The 16,678-nt window shown below is 65.5% G+C and carries 19 protein-coding genes; 9 read left to right on the forward strand and 10 right to left on the reverse strand.

Features of this window, described 5'->3' with window-relative positions; genetic code table 11:
• Positions 1–2: 2 nt before the first annotated feature.
• Complete coding sequence (locus tag RMR04_RS18555) at positions 3–518, reverse strand: hypothetical protein (RefSeq protein WP_311909806.1); 516 nt, start codon at positions 516–518, stop codon at positions 3–5.
• A 279-nt stretch (positions 519–797) separates the two neighbouring features.
• Between RMR04_RS18555 and tam the strand changes: the two genes are divergently transcribed.
• From tam to RMR04_RS18570, 3 genes are all read left to right on the forward strand, one after another.
• A complete protein-coding gene (tam, locus tag RMR04_RS18560; RefSeq protein ID WP_410492273.1) occupies positions 798–1,574 on the forward strand; it encodes a trans-aconitate 2-methyltransferase in 777 nt (258 codons plus the stop codon).
• A 60-nt stretch (positions 1,575–1,634) separates the two neighbouring features.
• The gene (locus RMR04_RS18565; RefSeq protein ID WP_311909808.1) at positions 1,635–2,114 is read left to right on the forward strand and encodes a GNAT family N-acetyltransferase; all 480 of its coding nucleotides are present in this window, start codon (positions 1,635–1,637) and stop codon (positions 2,112–2,114) included.
• Positions 2,115–2,350: 236 nt separating this feature from the next.
• The gene (locus tag RMR04_RS18570; protein ID WP_410492274.1) at positions 2,351–3,730 is read left to right on the forward strand and encodes a cytochrome P450; all 1,380 of its coding nucleotides are present in this window, start codon (positions 2,351–2,353) and stop codon (positions 3,728–3,730) included.
• A gap of 196 nt (positions 3,731–3,926) precedes the next feature.
• Here the strand turns inward: RMR04_RS18570 and RMR04_RS18575 are convergent, their stop codons facing one another.
• On the reverse strand, positions 3,927–4,415 hold the full coding sequence (locus RMR04_RS18575) for a hypothetical protein (protein WP_311909810.1): 489 nt from the start codon (positions 4,413–4,415) through the stop codon (positions 3,927–3,929).
• Between the two features lie 354 nt (positions 4,416–4,769).
• A complete protein-coding gene (locus tag RMR04_RS18580; protein WP_410492134.1) occupies positions 4,770–6,722 on the reverse strand; it encodes an ABCB family ABC transporter ATP-binding protein/permease in 1,953 nt (650 codons plus the stop codon).
• A gap of 131 nt (positions 6,723–6,853) precedes the next feature.
• Between RMR04_RS18580 and RMR04_RS18585 the strand changes: the two genes are divergently transcribed.
• Positions 6,854–7,201 (forward strand): hypothetical protein, encoded by a 348-nt coding sequence (locus RMR04_RS18585; protein WP_311909812.1) that lies wholly within the window; start codon positions 6,854–6,856, stop codon positions 7,199–7,201.
• A 209-nt stretch (positions 7,202–7,410) separates the two neighbouring features.
• On the opposite strand, the gene cimA is transcribed toward RMR04_RS18585, so the two are convergent.
• Genes cimA through cysS form a run of 3 tightly spaced genes read right to left on the reverse strand, consistent with a single transcriptional unit; the run spans position 7,411 to position 10,684 of the window.
• A complete protein-coding gene (gene cimA, locus RMR04_RS18590; RefSeq protein ID WP_311909813.1) occupies positions 7,411–9,009 on the reverse strand; it encodes a citramalate synthase in 1,599 nt (532 codons plus the stop codon).
• A complete protein-coding gene (locus RMR04_RS18595; protein ID WP_280141780.1) occupies positions 9,006–9,128 on the reverse strand; it encodes a hypothetical protein in 123 nt (40 codons plus the stop codon). The genes cimA and RMR04_RS18595 overlap by 4 nt, the downstream gene beginning before the upstream one ends.
• Complete coding sequence (gene cysS, locus RMR04_RS18600) at positions 9,125–10,684, reverse strand: cysteine--tRNA ligase (protein ID WP_311909814.1); 1,560 nt, start codon at positions 10,682–10,684, stop codon at positions 9,125–9,127. The genes RMR04_RS18595 and cysS overlap by 4 nt, the downstream gene beginning before the upstream one ends.
• Before the next feature lie 319 nt (positions 10,685–11,003).
• Here cysS and RMR04_RS18605 point away from each other — a divergent pair, with 319 nt between their 5' ends.
• On the forward strand, positions 11,004–11,330 hold the full coding sequence (locus RMR04_RS18605) for a hypothetical protein (RefSeq protein ID WP_311909815.1): 327 nt from the start codon (positions 11,004–11,006) through the stop codon (positions 11,328–11,330).
• Here RMR04_RS18605 and RMR04_RS18610 read toward each other — a convergent pair.
• Positions 11,314–11,979 carry a hypothetical protein gene (locus RMR04_RS18610; RefSeq protein WP_311909816.1) on the reverse strand — a complete coding sequence of 222 codons (666 nt, stop codon included), beginning with the start codon at positions 11,977–11,979 and terminating at the stop codon, positions 11,314–11,316. The two genes, RMR04_RS18605 and RMR04_RS18610, sit on opposite strands and share 17 nt — an antisense overlap.
• Positions 11,980–11,989: 10 nt before the next feature.
• Positions 11,990–12,508: a CreA family protein gene (locus RMR04_RS18615; RefSeq protein ID WP_311909817.1), complete on the reverse strand. Its 519-nt coding sequence runs from the start codon at positions 12,506–12,508 to the stop codon at positions 11,990–11,992.
• Between the two features lie 90 nt (positions 12,509–12,598).
• On the opposite strand from RMR04_RS18615, the gene RMR04_RS18620 reads away from it, so the two are divergent.
• Positions 12,599–13,174: a GNAT family N-acetyltransferase gene (locus RMR04_RS18620; RefSeq protein WP_311909818.1), complete on the forward strand. Its 576-nt coding sequence runs from the start codon at positions 12,599–12,601 to the stop codon at positions 13,172–13,174.
• On the opposite strand, the gene RMR04_RS18625 is transcribed toward RMR04_RS18620, so the two are convergent.
• Positions 13,144–13,677, reverse strand: coding sequence for a hypothetical protein (locus tag RMR04_RS18625; RefSeq protein WP_311909819.1), 534 nt, complete (start codon positions 13,675–13,677; stop codon positions 13,144–13,146). The two genes, RMR04_RS18620 and RMR04_RS18625, sit on opposite strands and share 31 nt — an antisense overlap.
• Positions 13,678–13,862: 185 nt before the next feature.
• Between RMR04_RS18625 and RMR04_RS18630 the strand changes: the two genes are divergently transcribed.
• Together RMR04_RS18630 and RMR04_RS18635 are read left to right on the forward strand one after the other, a co-directional pair.
• Positions 13,863–14,144, forward strand: a complete 282-nt coding sequence (locus tag RMR04_RS18630) for a type II toxin-antitoxin system RelE/ParE family toxin (RefSeq protein ID WP_311909820.1) — start codon at positions 13,863–13,865, stop codon at positions 14,142–14,144.
• Positions 14,145–14,154: 10 nt separating this feature from the next.
• Positions 14,155–14,436 carry a HigA family addiction module antitoxin gene (locus tag RMR04_RS18635; protein ID WP_310160283.1) on the forward strand — a complete coding sequence of 94 codons (282 nt, stop codon included), beginning with the start codon at positions 14,155–14,157 and terminating at the stop codon, positions 14,434–14,436.
• A gap of 37 nt (positions 14,437–14,473) precedes the next feature.
• Here RMR04_RS18635 and RMR04_RS18640 read toward each other — a convergent pair whose 3' ends face one another.
• Positions 14,474–15,487: a fumarylacetoacetate hydrolase family protein gene (locus tag RMR04_RS18640; RefSeq protein WP_311909821.1), complete on the reverse strand. Its 1,014-nt coding sequence runs from the start codon at positions 15,485–15,487 to the stop codon at positions 14,474–14,476.
• A 63-nt stretch (positions 15,488–15,550) separates the two neighbouring features.
• Here RMR04_RS18640 and RMR04_RS18645 point away from each other — a divergent pair, with 63 nt between their 5' ends.
• A complete protein-coding gene (locus tag RMR04_RS18645) occupies positions 15,551–16,636 on the forward strand; it encodes a TRAP transporter substrate-binding protein (protein ID WP_311909822.1) in 1,086 nt (361 codons plus the stop codon).
• The last annotated feature ends 42 nt before the right edge of the window (positions 16,637–16,678 follow it).

Genomic DNA, 16,678 nt, shown 5'->3' on the forward strand with positions numbered 1-16,678 from the left:
TCTCATCGCAGGGTGGGGGCCGAGGCGGTGCTGAACGGGGTCAGCGCCTGGCTCCAGGCTGGGGAAACCGGCTGCCCGAACTCGGCGGGAAAGGTCGGCAGCAATGAGAGGCTGAGCGGCGCTCCGGCCTTGTCGCTCTGGATCACCAGCGTGTCGAACCTGAGCAGCCTGGCCGATTCCTGCCGGAGCACGGCTCCGGCCGCGACGACCGCACCGCGCACCGTCAGCAGGAAGCAGGAATCGTAGGCGTTCCAGCGCTCGGCTGCCTGCTCGCCCCGCCCGCCCGGTTGCGCGAGATAGCCGCCCTGCCAACGGATCGAGAGCGGCTGTTCGAGCCGCAAGGGGGTGCGGCCGCCCGGCAGCATGGTGGAGGGCGAGAGCGAGACCACCGTCCTGAGCGAGGCGCAGCTTTCGAGATGGCCCGGCCTGTCCGGCTTGACGACCCAGAGCGCCCAGCTCTGCGCCGGCTCGGCGGCAAGCGGCCCCCCTGTCAGGCAAGAGATGAGAAGCGCCCCCATCGGGCGCAGCCGCTTCCACATCTCATCCACCTCATGGCCTTGCTCGGAGCCCAGCCTGGCTCAGAGCCCAGCTTTGCTCGGAGTTCATGCCTATGGCCCGCCATGCGCCGGCGCAAGCGCCATCGCCGCGCGCCCTGCCCTTTGGGGATTGCCGTGAGTGGCGCTTGGCAGGGCCGCGCCATCCGGGCTGGAAGGCCTCGGGGCGCGGGCGTAACCTCCGCGCCGTTCGCACTGACGCCCGAACCCGATCCGATGCGGCCGCAGGAAGCGGCCATGGAGATGCAGATGAGCTGGTCCGCCACGCAATACAGCAAGTTCGAAGCCGAACGGAACCGCCCGATCCGGGACCTGCTCGCCCAGCTTGCAGGCGCCGATGTCGCCTCTGCAGCCGATATCGGCTGCGGCCCCGGCAATTCGACGGAGCTGTTCAAGCAGCGCTTCCCTGAAGCCACGGTCATCGGCATGGATTCCTCGCCCGACATGATCGAAGCCGCCCGCAAGCGCATGCCCGGCACCGGCTTCGAGATCGCCGACATCGCAACCTGGGACAATCCCGGCCCCTTCGACGTGATCTTGTCCAACGCCGCGCTGCAATGGGTGCCGGAGCATCGCGCGCTGTTGCCGGCGCTCATCGCCAAGCTGAAGAACGGCGGCTGCCTCGCCGTGCAGATGCCCGACAATCTCGATGAGCCCGCCCATATCCTGATGCGCGAGACGGCAGCCGACGGCCCCTGGGCCGCGGCGCTGGTGAACGCCTCCAAGGCGCGCGGCACCCGCCAGAGCGCCGATTGGTACTACCGCCTCCTGCGCGAGAGCGCCTCCGGGGTCGACATCTGGCGCACCACCTATCACCATCCCCTGGCGGGCGGCCCATCGGCGATCGTCGAATGGTTCAAGGGCACGGGCTTACGCCCCTTCCTTGACCCGCTCGACGCGGCGCAGCGGGCGGGCTTCCTCGAACGCTATACCGCGTCGATCGCGCAGGCCTACCCCGCCTTGCCAGACGGCAGCGTGCTCCTGCCCTTCCCGCGCCTGTTCTTCGTCGCGACGCGGTGAGCGCAGGCGGACTCGGGACGCTCCAACTGGGACGCTCCAACCGCGAGAGGAGGACCGCTCATGACCCGGCCAGGCCCGACGGTTGAAGCGGATGACGCCCTCCCCTCGGGGCTCGCCTTCGCGGAGGTCAGCTTGCGGCTCAGCCATGTCTACCCGGTCGAGACCTCGCCCTGGGGCGTGCGCGCCTTCCGCTTCGACATCCTGGTCGGCGGGATGGTCGCGGGTACGATCAGCCTGCGGCCGGCGGTCACGCATCTCCTGACCCATCTCTCCGGCCAGATCGGTTTCTCCGTCGAGCCCGGTTTTCGCGGACGCGGGCTTGCCGCAAAGGCGGTCCGCGCGCTCATGCCGGCCGCGCGCGTCCACGGCCTCAATGAGCTCTGGTTCACCACGACCCCCGACAATACCGCCTCAAGACGCACGCTGGAAAAGCTCGGCTGCGCACTGGTCGAAAGCGTCGCGGTGCCGGAGGATTATGTCAGCCATGCCAGCGGCGAACGGACGAAACTGCGCTACCGGCTGGAGCTGGCGGATGAATAATGAAGGCCCGCGTCATTCTCGGGCGTAGCGCAGCGAAGACCCGAGAATCTCAGGCCGGAAAAAGCTCCGGCAAAAAGGGAGGCTCCTCCGGCACGAGATGCTCGGGTCAAGCCCGAGCATGACGGCAATGCGAGGGGAGAAGGGAAGACGCGCCACGGTTGTTCATTCGCCACATTCGCAGGCACAATGCCGGCGCGTCGTGGAGCATGAACCGGGAGACCGAAGCCTTGACCATGATGGCCGATGCTGCCGTCGAGATCGCCCCCGAAATCCCGTTCCGGAGCCGGCGCTCTTCGCTCGCCGTGCTGACCTCGCTGCTGCGCAACCCGCTCAGCGCGATACCGTCGGAGGCGTTTTCGGAGAAGCTCGTGCTCTCGCGCGTCGCCGGGCGAGACAGCCTCTATATCTGCGATCCCGCGCTCATCCAGGAGGCCTTGCTGCGCAATGCCGGCGCGCTCGGCAAAGGCGACACCTTGCGCCGGGTGCTCGGGCCCGCGCTCGGCCAGGGCCTGCTGACGGCCGATGGCGCGCATTGGCGCTGGCAGCGCCGCGCGGTCGCGGCGGGCTTCCAGCATGACAGCCTCGCCGGGTTCCTGCCGGCGATGATCGCGGCCGCCGAGGCGACGCGCGACGGCTGGCTCGACAAGGAAACCTGGCTCGACAAGACCCGGCCGCGCGACATCGGCCATGAGATGATGCGCACCACCTTTGCCATCATCATCGAGACGATGCTTTCAGGCAGCGGCGATTTCGACGCCGGCAAGGTCGAGGGCGCCATCACAGACTATCTCGAACCGAGCAACTTCATGTTCGCCTACAGCCTGTTGCGCGCGCCGGAATGGCTGCCTTATCCGGGCCGCAGGCGCGCGCTTGCCTCCGTCGCCTATCTGCGCGAGACCCTGGGCGCGATGGTCGCCAAGCGTCGCGCCAGCGGCGAGCACCGCAACGACCTCGTCGACATGCTGCTCGCCAGCGCCGACCCCGAATCCGGCCGCGCGATGAGCGATGCCGAGATCGTCGACAACCTCCTGACCTTCGTCACCGCCGGCCATGAGACGACCGCGCTCGGCCTGGCCTGGACCTTCCATCTCCTGGCCCAGAACCGCGCGATCGAGGATGCCGTTCTGGCGGAGATCGAGGCCGTGACCGGCCGCAATGCGCTGAAGCCGGAACATGTCATGGCGCTGCCATTGACCAAGGCCGTCTTCCAGGAGGCGATGCGGCTCTACCCGCCCGCGCCGATCATCACCCGGCAGGTCGAGGAACCCTTCCAGCTGGGTGGCGTCACGCTGAAGCAGGGCATGGTGCTCTATGTGCCGATCCAGGCGGTGCACCGGCATGAGCGCCTCTGGGACCAGCCCGATCTCTTCGACCCGGCCCGCTTCCTGGGCGAAGCCGCGCGCCGGCGGCATCGCTATGCCTATCTGCCCTTCGGGGCCGGCCCGCGCATCTGCATCGGCAGCGCCTTTGCCACCATGGAGGCGGTCGCGATCCTGGCCGTGCTGCTGCGCGCGATCAGGCTCAAGCCGCTGACGCAGGAGCCGCCCGAGCCGACCCTGAAGATCACCTTGCGGCCGAAACGGCCCTTGCTGATGACTGTGGCGGCCCGAGCCTGAGGCGCTGGGCGTGTTGCGGACCTAGCTCGGAACCACGCCGTCATTCCGGGGCTTCGCGCAGCGAAGAGCCCGGAACCCAGAACCGATGGAGCTGGGAATCGAGCAGCGTCATCGGCCGGGCTTATATCGTCACCACCTGAGGTTCTGGGTTCCGGGCTCGACCCTGCGGGCCGCCCCGGAATGACGGCGTGGTACCTCAGGCGGCCAGGTGGACGCTGGTGAAGCGCTTTGAGGCGAGCCAGGTCAGCACGGCGAAGACGACCAGCACCACGCCCTGCGCAATGGCGAAGGGCGGCTCGCCTTGCGTCGGTGCAAGCGCGCGCAGCGCCGGCACCTTGAGGAAAGCCTGCGCCACGGCGACGAAGACGAGCAGATAGAGTGCCAGCATCGCGGTGATCGCATAGATCCGCCGCCAGCCATCGGCCAGGCCGCGACCATAAAGCGAAAAGCCCGCCACGATCAGCAGCACGAGCGAGATCGCGCCGACGATATGGGAGGGCAGCACGCCGGCGAAGGGAAAGCCGTAGCCGGTCGCGCTCGTGGCGAAGGCGGTGGCGAGATAGACGCCGGTCCAGCGCGGAACGGTGTGGCCCTTGAGCAGGCCGATCGCGACAGGAATCCCCGCCAGGATGGCGATGATGCTGAGCCAGGTGTGAAAGCCTACGAAACTGGTCGGATCGAACATTGGAAGCCCCCCATTTCGGCCATTGGAGCCACCGGCTCCACCATGGTCAGGATGCCGAAAGACGACCGCAGATGCGAGTGATTTTAAACAGGGCACCTTCTCCCTTCTCCCCTTCTCCCGCATCAAAGTTGGCTGCTGCCGACTTTGACGGAAAGGGCGCGAGGAACCCCTCTCCCGAATGGGAGAGGGGTAGGGGTGAGGGTGTGCCACTGATTATTGGGGCGCAACTGCGCCGCAGTGCCTCCTATTGAGAAGGCACACCCTCATCCGGCGCTCCGCGCCACCTTCTCCCATCCGGGAGAAGGGAAGAGAGCGTCGCGGCGGCGGCGAAAGGCGCGGGAGAAGGAAAGCGGCCTACTCCGTCAGACTGACCCTGACGCTCGGCGCTTCCTCCGCGGTCGCGCGCTGCAGCGTCGCCTTGGCCTCGTCGACCTGGCGCTGGCGGTTCCAGAGCGCCGCATAGACGCCATCGGCCGCGAGCAATTGCGGATGGCTGCCGCGCTCGACGATCAGGCCCTTGTCGAGCACGATGATCTCGTCGGCATTGATCACGGTCGAGAGCCGGTGCGCGATGACCAAAGTGGTGCGGCCCTCGCTGACCCGGTCGAGCGCATCCTGGATCTCCTTCTCGGTGAAGGAATCGAGCGCCGAGGTCGCCTCGTCCAGAACCAGTACGGGCGGGCCCTTGAGGATGGTGCGGGCAATCGCAACGCGCTGCTTCTCGCCACCCGAGAGCTTCAGGCCACGCTCGCCGACCGAGGTGTCGTAGCCCTCCGGCAGGGATTTGATGAAGCGGTCGATCTGCGCGAGCCGCGCCGCCTCCTCGACCTCGGCCTCGCTCGCATCGGGCCGGCCATAGCGGATATTGTATTCGATCGTATCATTGAACAGCACCGTGTCCTGCGGAACCATGCCGATCGCCGCCCGCAGGCTGACTTGCTGGACATCCGCGATCGGCTGCCCGTCGATCAGGATGCGGCCGGCATTGGGCTCATAGAAGCGGAACAACAGGCGGGAGATCGTCGACTTGCCGGCGCCCGAAGGCCCGACGATCGCAATGGTCTTGCCCGGCGGCACGGTGAAGGAGATGCCCTTCAGGATCGGCCGCTCCGGGATATAGGCGAAATGGACGTCCTCAAAACGGACCTCGCCGGCATCGACCCGCAGCGGCAGCGAACCCGGCTTGTCCTGGATCTCGGGATCCTTCCCGATCAGCGAGAACATCTGCTCGATGTCGAGCGTCGCCTGCTTGATCTCGCGATAGACGGTGCCCATGAAATTCAGCGGCTGGTAGAGCTGGATCAGCATGGCGTTGATCAGCACGAAATCACCGACCGTATGGGTGCCGGCGCGAAAACCGCGCACCGCCATCACCATCGAGAGCGTCAGCCCGGCGGCGAAGATCACGGCCTGGCCGAAATTGAGCCAGGCGAGCGAGGTGTAGGCCTTGATCGAATTGCGCTCATAGCGCGCCATGGAGAGGTCGTAGCGCGCCGTCTCGCGGGCTTCGGCGCCGAAATACTTCACCGTCTCGTAGTTCAAGAGCGAGTCGATCGCCTTGGAATTGGCGTCGGTATCGGACTCGTTCATCTGCGAGCGGATGGCGATGCGCCACTCCGTCGCCTTGATGGTATAGGTCATATAGGTCGTCACCATCACGACCAGCACGACGACATAGACCCAGTCGAACATCACCAGGAGCACGGTGATGATCAGCACGAGCTCGATCACCACCGGCACGAGCTGGTTGAGCCCGAGCCGGACCATCTCCTCGATGCCGTTGCGGCCGCGCTCCAGCACCCGGGTCAGGCCGCCGGTCTTGCGCTCCAAATGGAAGCGCAGCGAGAGATAATGCAGATGGCCGAAGGTCTGCAGCGCCAGCGTCCTCACTGCATGCATGAACACCGGCGCGAACAGCGCATCGCGCAATTGGATGAAGGCAGCCGAGCCAACGCGCGCCAGCCCATAGATGACCGTCAGCGCCAGGGGCGCGCCGACGAGCCAGGGCAGCCAGCGCTCCAGGCTGGTCGGCGTATTGGCCAACGCGTCCGTCGTCCATTTGAAGGCGAAGGGCACGCCCATCAGCACGATGCGGCCCGCGACCAGCAAAGCGAAGGCGAGCACGACACGCTTGCGCAGGTCGGCGCGGTCGGCCGGCCAAAGATAGGGCCAGAGCGCGCGGAAGGTCGCGACGAAGCCGGAGCCGGGCTGGAGCACGGCCGAGCGGGCAAAGCTCGGCGGCGGGTTGGACGCGGCTGGCGCAGACATCTTGAAACGATTCCAGTTGGCCGGGTGATATAGGCGCATTCGCGCGCCAATGCATGCCCATGTCACGCAAGGTTCCGATTGCGCTGGCCTGCTGCCTTGTTCTCGTCCCAAGGCGGGTGTCAGATACCGGCCAAGAACGCCAAAGTTTTGCTAACGGGGACGAAACAATGATGAAGTTCCAACGCGTTATCACCACTGCTGCCGCGGGGCTCTGCGCCGGGCTGATGCTCGCGGCCGCGCCCGCCGCAGCGCAGAAGGCCAAACCGCCGGCGCAGATCAAGATCACCAATATGCGCGTCTCGCCCCTGACGACCTTCGAGATCGCCACCACCGGCGACCAGTCGCGCCTCGTCGCCAAGCTCGCCAAGCCGCTGGAGCCGGGCAAGAGCACGGCGATCAAGCTCAACAAGCCCTCGGGCTGCAACTACTACGTGCTCGCCCGCTTCGGCGACGACGCCGAGAGCGACGGCGAGAGCATGGATCTGTGCAAGGACAGGGTCATCCGCCTGACGGAGTGAGGACGCGACGCGCCCTCTTTCCTTCTCCCGGATGGGAGAAGGTGGCGCGGAGCGCCGGATGAGGGTGTGCCCTCTCAATAGAAAGCGCTGCGGCGCAGTTGCGGTCCAATAATCAGCGGCAGGCCCTCATCCCTGCCCTTCTCCCATCCGGGAGAAGGGTTCCCCGCGCCCTTTTCGTCATGGTCGAGCGCTTCCACCCCATTCGGCTTCTACGCCGTCGCGCCCTCGCGCATCAGCTTGTAGGTGATCGAATCCACCAGCGCCTGGAACGAGGCGTCGATGATGTTGGCGCTGACGCCGACCGTGGTCCAGCGCGCGCCGGTCTCGTCGGCCGACTCGATCAGCACCCGGGTGACCGCGTCGGTGCCGCCCTGGAAGACCCGGACCTTGTAATCGACGAGGCGCAGGCCCTCGATCAATGACTGATAGCGGCCGAGATCCTTGCGCAGCGCCAGGTCGAGCGCGTTGACCGGGCCGAGCGCGCTCTCGGCGACCGAGATCAGCACCTCCTCGCCGACCTTCACCTTCACGATCGCCTCGGAGAAGGTAACGAGCTCGCCCAGCGCATTGTGGCGGCGCTCGACATTGGCGGTGAAGCGCTCGATCTCGAAATAGGCCGGCAATTCGCCCATGATGCGCTTGGCGAGCAGGAAGAAGGAAGCGTCTGCGCCCTCGAAAGCATAGCCTTGGGCCTCCTTCTCCTTGACCTCGTCGAGCACGCGGCCGAGGCGCGGATCGTCGCGGCCGAGCGTCACGCCGATGCGCTCCAGCTCGGCGACGAGGTTGGACTTCCCGCCCTGGTCCGAAATCAGGACCTTGCGCAGATTGCCGGTCGCCTCGGGCGGAACGTGCTCATAGGTGCGCGGGTCCTTCAGCACGGCCGAGGCATGGATGCCGGCCTTGGTGGTGAAGGCGGAGGCTCCGACGAAGGGCGCGTGGCGGTTGGGCGCCCGGTTCAGCATCTCGTCGAGCGCGCGCGAGACATGGGTGAGCTCGCCGAGTTGCGCCGCGTCGACACCGATGGCGAAGCGCTCGCGATAGCGCTCCTTGAGCTTCAGCGCGCCGATCAGCGTCACCAGATTGGCATTGCCGCAACGCTCGCCGAGCCCGTTCAACGTGCCCTGGATCTGGCGCGCACCGGCCTCGACAGCGGCCAGCGAATTGGCCACCGCGCAGCCGCAATCATCATGGGCGTGGATGCCGAGATGGTCGCCGGGAATGGTTTTCGTCACCGCGGCGACGATTGCCCCGATCTCGTCGGGCAGCGTGCCGCCATTGGTGTCGCAGAGCACGACCCAGCGCGCCCCGGCCTCATAGGCCGCGCGGGCGCAGGCGAGCGCATATTCGGGATTGGCCTTGTAGCCGTCGAAGAAGTGCTCGCAATCGAGCATCACCTCGCGGCCGGCGGCCCTGGCGGCTTCGACGCTCTCACGAATACCGATGAGGTTGTCTTCGAGCGGGATCTCGAGCGCGACATGGACATGGTAGTCCCAGGCCTTGGCGACGAAGACGATCGCGTCGGCCTTGGCTTCCAGCAGCGCTGCGATGCCGGGATCATTGGCGGCCGAGCGGCCGGCGCGTTTGGTCATGCCGAAGGCGGCGAATTTGGCCTGCGTAGTCGGTTTCTGCGCGAAGAACGCCGTATCCAGCGGATTGGCGCCGGGATAACCACCCTCGACATAGTCGATGCCGAGCTTGTCGAGCATGGCGGCGACGCTGCGCTTGTCGTCGAGCGAGAAATCGACGCCGGTCGTCTGCGCACCGTCGCGCAAAGTGGTGTCGAAGAGGTGGATGCGGGCAGCGCTCATCGCCCCCGCCTCAGTTTGAAGCGCAGCACGCGCGGCATCACCATGGCGAGCATGACGAGCTTCATGGCAACGGACAAAGCGCCGGCAGGGCGGATCTTCGGGGTGTCGGCGCGGTTCATCGTTTCACGTCCCATGTCGTCGTCGGCTCGCCGGTGGCGGGGTCCTTGCCGTCCTTGAGCTGGATGCCTTGCGCCAGAAGCGCATCGCGAATGCGGTCGGATTCGGCGAAATTCTTGGCGCGGCGGGCTTCGAGGCGAGCGGCGATCTGGGTTTCCTGCTCCTGAGTGAGACTTGCTTCGTCGCTGCGCAAATCAATACCCAGAAGAAGCAACGCCGAAACCGCACGTCGCTTGTTATTCAAAACCTGTTCTTCGGACAGAAAACCAGATTCGGGATCATCCCAAGCGAAGCCCGTATCCGGTTCGTCATCAGCCTCGGCCCAATGGCCCGCGTTCATCAGTTTGTGAATACGCGCCACGGCCGCTGAAACGTTCAGATCGTCAGACAGTGCATCACTAATCTGACTGTCGATATCTGCAGCCTGCCCATCGTAGCTGGGGGCCAATTTTAGCCGATTCCGCCAACGCACTAGCGTCTTCTCCGCCTCCTCCAGCGCCTTCACCGTCCAGTCGATCGGCTGGCGGTAATGCGTCTTCAGCATGGCAAGGCGCAGCACTTCGCCCGGCCATTTTCGCCCGCCAAAGACCTCGGTCTCCAGCAATTCGTTGATGGTGACGAAGTTGCCGAGCGATTTCGACATCTTCTCGCCCTCGACCTGCAGGAAGCCGTTATGCATCCAGATATTGGCCATGCGCCCTGCCCCGTCGGCGCCGCCAAAGGCGCAGCAGGATTGGGCAATCTCGTTCTCATGATGCGGGAAGACGAGATCGATGCCGCCGCCATGGATGTCGAAGACGTTCTTGGCCGGATCGTCGCAAGCCAAGCCGCCGCCGAAGGGCGACAGCAGTTTTGCCATCGACATCGCCGAGCATTCGATATGCCAGCCGGGACGGCCCGGCGTCTTGATCCCCGCCGGCGATGGCCAGCCGGGATCGACGCCCTCGCGGCTCGGCTTCCACAGCACGAAATCCATCGGGTCGCGCTTGTACGGGGCGACATCAACGCGCGCCCCGGCGATCATCTCGTCGAGCGGCCGGCGCGCCAGAGAGCCGTATTTCGGCGCAGCCTTGAGATGCTCGACGGCGGGCACATGGAACAGCACATGCTCTTCCGCGACATAGGCGACGCCGCGCGCGATCAGGCGCTCGATGATCGCCTTCATCTCCTCGATATGGTCGGTGGCGCGCGGCTCCGCGTCGGGCGGCAGGTTGCCGAGCGCGCCGATATCGGCATGAAACTGCACTGTGGTGCCTTGCGTGACCTTCGCGATCGCCTGGTTCAGCGGCAGGCCGGGATAGTCGCGGGCGGCGCGCGCGTTGATCTTGTCGTCGACGTCGGTGAGGTTGCGGGCATAGGTGACGTGATCGGCGCCATAGAGATGCCGCAGCAGCCGGTAGAGCACGTCGAAGACGATGACCGGGCGGGCATTGCCGATATGGGCGTAGTCATAGACCGTCGGGCCGCAGACATAGATGCGCACATTATCGGGATCGATCGGAGCGAAATCCTCCTTCGTCCGCGTCAGCGTGTTGTAGAGCCTCAAGGTCGGCGACATCGGAGAGTGTCCTGGCGAAACGGCGGAAGGCATGGAGACGAGCATATCCTGGCCGCTGGCCGGGGCGCTGTCTGTCTTTCCGTTTCAGGACGAGGACGTGAGCAGCCGGCCAGCGAAAGCTAGCGGCAAATAATGCAAATCGGGTTGGCGGCTCGCGTCATGAAAAACTGATTGCCTGCATGCGGGCTTTGCGTCAAGAGGGCGCCCCACTTGTTGCGCCGCACCATGGCTTGCGCGAGTTCATCCAAATTTAACCGGTTGGAACCATCCTCACGATTTGAGGGTTGAGCGCCCGATCGGGTCACGAGGAATATCTGAAATGCGCCGCGCCATCGCTCTTGTCGGCCTCTTCGGAATCATCGGCGCGGGCCTGTCCCTGTCGATCCTGCCCTCGACCAAGACTGTCGCGGCAGCCAGCGACCAGCGCACCTTCCTGATCCCAGCCAGCGACGGCTACGGCGTCGCCGACTGCATCTCGTCCAAATCCGAATGCGGCAAGATCGTCGCCAATGCCTGGTGCGAGGCCAAGGGCTTCAAGATGGCGACCAGCTTCGGCGTAGCCGATCGCGAGGATTTCACCGGCACGCTCGCCAAGGCGACCGTGACGGCCGAGCCCGAGCAGCCGCTGGTCATCGTCTGCGGCTGAGGCTGCCTAGCCTGTTCTTCGCCCACCAATCGCACTGCCAATCCGTGTAACCAAGCAGTTCCCCCTGCCGGCGCTCCGACGCTTCGCTCCACCCCGATTTTTTGGCGCTCTGCCACATCTCGATATAGGCATCGATGCGCCATTCCTGCCCCGGCAACGCGACATAGACAGATCGCATCCCTTCGACGCTCGCACCAATGGAAGCAGCCACCGGAGCCGAGAGCGGTTTATCGAGCACGCGCCTCACAAAGCGCCCATCCCTGACGAATGGATCAAAACGCGCAATCATCGTCGCGAACCAATCACACGGGTATGCGTCTTCGAACACGGCCAGTGGCTTGCGGCCCTCCAGCATGAGAGCCAGCTCGAATTCGGTGTGTATGAGGTAGGGCACATTCCGAAGCGCATGCCAGGGTCTCAGTTGGACCGGCCCGACATCGCCCGGAAACTGAAATCCGGTCAGAGCCGACAGGCTCCGAAGATCGGTCGCATCGAGTTCATATATGCGGGCGAGTTCGTCGCCACCTTCTTCGCCCAACAAAGCGAACAGTGGCGCGATCGCGTCCAGCGAAAACTGGGCCTCCAACACCGGGCATCCGGTTGATGGGCTCAGCGCTTGAAGAATGAAGCGACGGCGACGCGGCGACAAGGCTCGCCCCTCACTTCACCCAGTCCGCACATTTCGTAATCTCGCCGGTCCCGCCCCAGGGCATGATCGGCACGGTCGAGGTCGAATTCTGCGGGGAGCCCTCGATCAGCTTGTCGGTATAGACCATGTAGATCAATACGTTGCGCTTGGCGTCGCAGCCGCGCACGATCTGCATCTTCTTCCAGATCAGCGAGCGGCGCTCGCGGAAGACGACATCGCCCTGCTCGGACTTGTCCTTGAACTTGATCGGGCCGATCTGCCGGCAGGCGAGCGAGATGTCCGAGACCTGCTCGGCGACGCCGAACATGCCGGCGACGCCGCCCTTCTCGGGCACGGTATAGTGGCAGGCGACGCCCTCGACGACCGGATCATCGACGCCGTAGACCGCGAGCTTGTCGTCGGGCGTCAGCATCTTCCAGACGGTCGACTTGCGGAAGATCAGGTCTTCCTGCGCGGAGGCCGGAGCGGCCAGGCCTCCTGCGACAGCGAACGCGGCCAGGACGGCGAAGACATGATGGCGGACCTGCATTCTCGTTCTCCCCAGCCGTTCCCAACCGGCATCAACCGCGATATGGGGCGGCGGGGCCGACAGCGCCAGCCCCTGAACCGAGACAGCTGCATGCCGGCCACGCTTCCCGTCCTGGAAACCGAACGCCTGATCCTGCGTCCGCGAGCGACGGAGGACCTCGACCAGATCGCGTTGCTCAATGCGGACCCGCAGGTCATGCGTCACATCGCGCCGCTGGGCTCGCCGGCCATGAGCCGGGATGGCGTCGCGGCGCGAAGCTTCAGCCATGTCGCACTCGGGCTGGGGCATTGGAGCGTCTTCGCACGTGCCGACGAAGATGCTTTCCTGGGCTATGTCGGCCTGATCCCGGGCGCGGAAGACGGTGATGATCCGCAACTCAGCTACCGCTTCGGGACGCGACACTGGGGCAAGGGCTACGCCTTCGAGGCTTCGGCCAGGCTGGTTGACCATGGCATCGAGACGCTGGCCCTGCCCGCCGTCGCGATCCTGACCCATCCGCAGAACGAGGCCTCCTGCCGTCTCGCACACAAACTCGGCTTCACGCGCCTCGCCGCTGCATCGGCCGTGCTGATTGGCGATCCGCCGGTGCCCGGCGCGAGTTTCCGCCTGTCCCGCGAAGATTGGCGGGAGCCGCTTCACGCCGCCAGCGGCTTGAACGCCAGATAAGCCGCCACGAGCGCGCCGATGATGCCGAGCGAGAACAGCACCAGCTTCAATTGCGTGGTCCTGCTCGCGAAGGCGACATCGCCGGTCTCGAGCTTGGGATATTTGTCGAGCAGGCGCGCAATGCCAAAATTCTCGGCGACGTCGCAGAGCCCGCCGAGCAGCCAGCCGCCGCCGCACAGCGCCGCGACCCAGCAGGGCTGCCCGCGCATGCACAGCCCGGCCATGATGACCGCGCCAACGATTGTATAGACGAAGGCGACGGCGACGTCGGCCGGCAATACGCGGTTGCGGTATTTCGCGCGGCGCTCGTCGCCATAGGCGGCGAAGAGCTTCTCGACATCGGCCACGGTGAAGCCGTTCCAGTCGCTCTCGAGCAGGCGCGCCACGCCTTGCCGGCTCGCCCAGGCGCCGACCAGCCAATACAGCAGCATCACCAGCGCCGGCCCCCAGACGAAGAAGGCCAGCGGGATGGTGGTCGGGTAGAGCGGCACGGATTCGATCATGGCAGGCAGAACTCTCGCGGCAAGCGGGTTGCGAACGAAGCCTAGAACATCAAGCCGAAACCTGGAAACCGGTTTTCGGAGGCGGCCCCGATTTCATTTGGTTCTGAAGGCGCTTCGCGAGCCAAGCCCAGACAGGACGAAGCATCGCCATTGACCGATACGCGATACGTATCATAGACTGAAGCGTGATCCAGAGCTTCGCGAACCGCGAGACCGAACGCCTGTTCCGGGACGGCGTCAGCGCCGCGCAATGGCGCTCTATCGAGTCCGTCGCGCGGCGCAAGCTCGACATGCTCGACGCGGCAGTGGCGCTGGGCGATTTGCGCTCACCTCCGGGCAATCGCCTGGAGGCGCTGAAAGGCAACCGCCGCGGCCAGTGGAGCATCCGGATCAACGACCAATGGCGCATCTGCTTCCGCTGGATCGCAGAGGGGCCGGCGGCGGTCGAGATCGTCGATTATCATTGAGGAGCTAGCGATGCCACGCATCCGCACCCATCCCGGCGAGATCCTGCGTGAGGAATACCTCGCCCCGCTCGGCATGAGCGCAAGGCAATTGGCGAAGGCGCTCGGCGTTCCCGGCAACCGCGTCAGCGAGTTGCTGCGCGAGCGCCGGGACGTCTCGGCCGATACCGCGATCCGGCTGGGGCGCTATTTCCAGACCGATCCGCGCTTCTGGCTCAATCTTCAGGCCGCGCACGACCTCTCCAAGGCCGAGACGCAGCAGGACTATTCAGCCGTCCAGCCGCACGCCGCCTGAGGCGCATTTCCCTCGACCGGCGAGTTGGCCCAGCCCCTCATTCTGCGTGAGGCAGGATCTCCTGTTCGATCGCGCCGAAGATCGAGTGACCGGCTGAGGTCTTCATCTCGATGCGGATGCTGTCGCCGAAGCGCAGGAACGGCGTCGTCGGCGCGCCGTGCGCGATCGTCTCGACCATGCGCTGCTCGGCGATGCAGGCATAGCCGAGGCCGCCCTCCGCCAAAGGCTTGCCCGGGCCGCCCTCGGTGCCGCGGTTCGAGACCGTGCCCGAGCCGATGATTGTGCCGGCCGCGAGCGGGCGGGTGCGCGCCGCATGGGCGATCAGCGCGCCGAAATCGAAGGTCATGTCGATGCCGGCCTCAGGTCGGCCGAAGGGCTTGCCGTTGAGCTGCGTCAGCAGCGGCAGGTGCAGCTTGCCGCCGGCCCAGCTTGCGCCCAATTCGTCCGGCGTCACGGCGACCGGAGAAAAGGCGGTCGGCGGCTTTGACTGAACGAATCCAAAGCCTTTCGCCAATTCGTTCGCAACCTGATTCCGCAGGCTCACGTCGTTTGCAAGCATGACCAGGCGGATGTAACCCAGCGCCTGGGCGGGCGAGACGCCCATCGGCACGTCGCCGGTGATGACCGCGATCTCGGCCTCGAAATCGATGCCGTCGACCTCGCTGCGGGCGCGGACCGCCTGGCGCGGCCCGAGATTGGAATCGCTGCCGCCCTGATACATCAAGGGGTCGGTCCAGAAGCTCTCCGGCATCTCGGCGCCGCGCGCCTTCCGGACCAGTTCGACATGGTTCACATAAGCCGAGGCATCGAGCCACTGATAGGCACGCGGCAGCGGGGCCGCGCAATCATGCTCATGGAAGCGGAAGGACGGGACCGAGCCATGCTCCAGCGTCTCCGCCAGATCGGTGAGGCGCGGCGCGTAGCGATCCCAATCGTCGAGCGCGCCCTGCAGGGTCGGCACGACGGGGAAGGCATCGGTGGCCCGGGTGAGGTCTTTCGAGACTACGACGAGTCGGCCATCCCGGCCGTGCATAAGCGACGCGAGTTTCATGTCTTTTCATTCCTCCCCGGACGCGCCAGAAAGAGCGCAACAAGCTTTTTGGGAGGTGACCATATGAAACGTCGCGACTTTTTGAAAACAGGAGTTCTCGCCGCCGCCGCGACCCCGGTCGCGATGCCCGCGATCGCGCAGTCGGCTCCCGAGGTGAAATGGCGGTTGACGTCGAGTTTTCCGAAGTCGCTCGACACGATTTACGGCACCGCCCAGCAGTTCTCGAAATTCGTCAGCGACGCCACGGACGGCAAGTTCGAGATCCAGGTCTTTGCGCCCGGCGAGATCGTGCCCGGCCTGCAGGCGCTCGACGCGGTCTCCTCCGGCACGGTCGAATGCGCGCATTCGCCGACCTATTTCTACATCGGCAAGGATCCGACGCTGGGCTTAGGCACCGGCATTCCCTTCGGGCTGAACGCGCGCCAGCAGCATAGCTGGTGGTATTTCGGCGGCGGCGAGCAGGTCGTCAACGGCGTGCTCGACCGCTTCAATGCCTATTCGATCCCCTGCGGCAATTCCGGCTGCCAGATGGGCGGTTTCTTCCGCAAGGAGCTGACCGGGCTCGATGACCTCAAGGGCCTGAAATTCCGCATCGGCGGCATGGGCGGAGCGGTGCTGGCCAAGCTCGGCGTGGTTCCGACCCAGATCGCGCCCGGCGACGTCTATCCGGCGCTGGAGCGCGGCACGATCGATGCGGCCGAGTTCGTCGGCCCCTATGACGATGAGAAGCTCGGCTTCATCCGGGTCGCGAAATATTATTACTACCCCGGCTGGTGGGAGGGCGGCGCGATGCTGCACCTGATCATCGGCAAGGAGGCCTGGGCCAAGCTGCCCAAGCATTATCAGGCGATCGTCCAGAACGCCTGCGAGGCGGCCAATAACTGGATGCTGGCGAAATACGACTTTGTGAACCCCGGCGGCCTGCGCCGTTTGGTGGCGCAAGGCGCGCAGCTGAAGGCGTTCCCGATGCCGGTGATGGAGGCAGCGCTCAAGGCCGCCGAGGAATACTACGCCGAGACCTCGGCCAAGAGCCCGGACTTCAAGAAGGGCTACGAGTCCCTGGTCGCCTTCCGCGGCGAGAATCTGCTCTGGTGGCAGGTGGCGGAGTTGTCCTACGATTCGTTCATGAACCGGCTGCGGGCGCGCTGAGGCACAGCGTCGACCTCCAGCGCGAGACCGTAGGGTGCACCG

The organism is Bosea sp. 685 (genome assembly GCF_031884435.1).
In the GTDB taxonomy this organism is placed as follows: Bacteria; Pseudomonadota; Alphaproteobacteria; order Rhizobiales; family Beijerinckiaceae; genus Allobosea.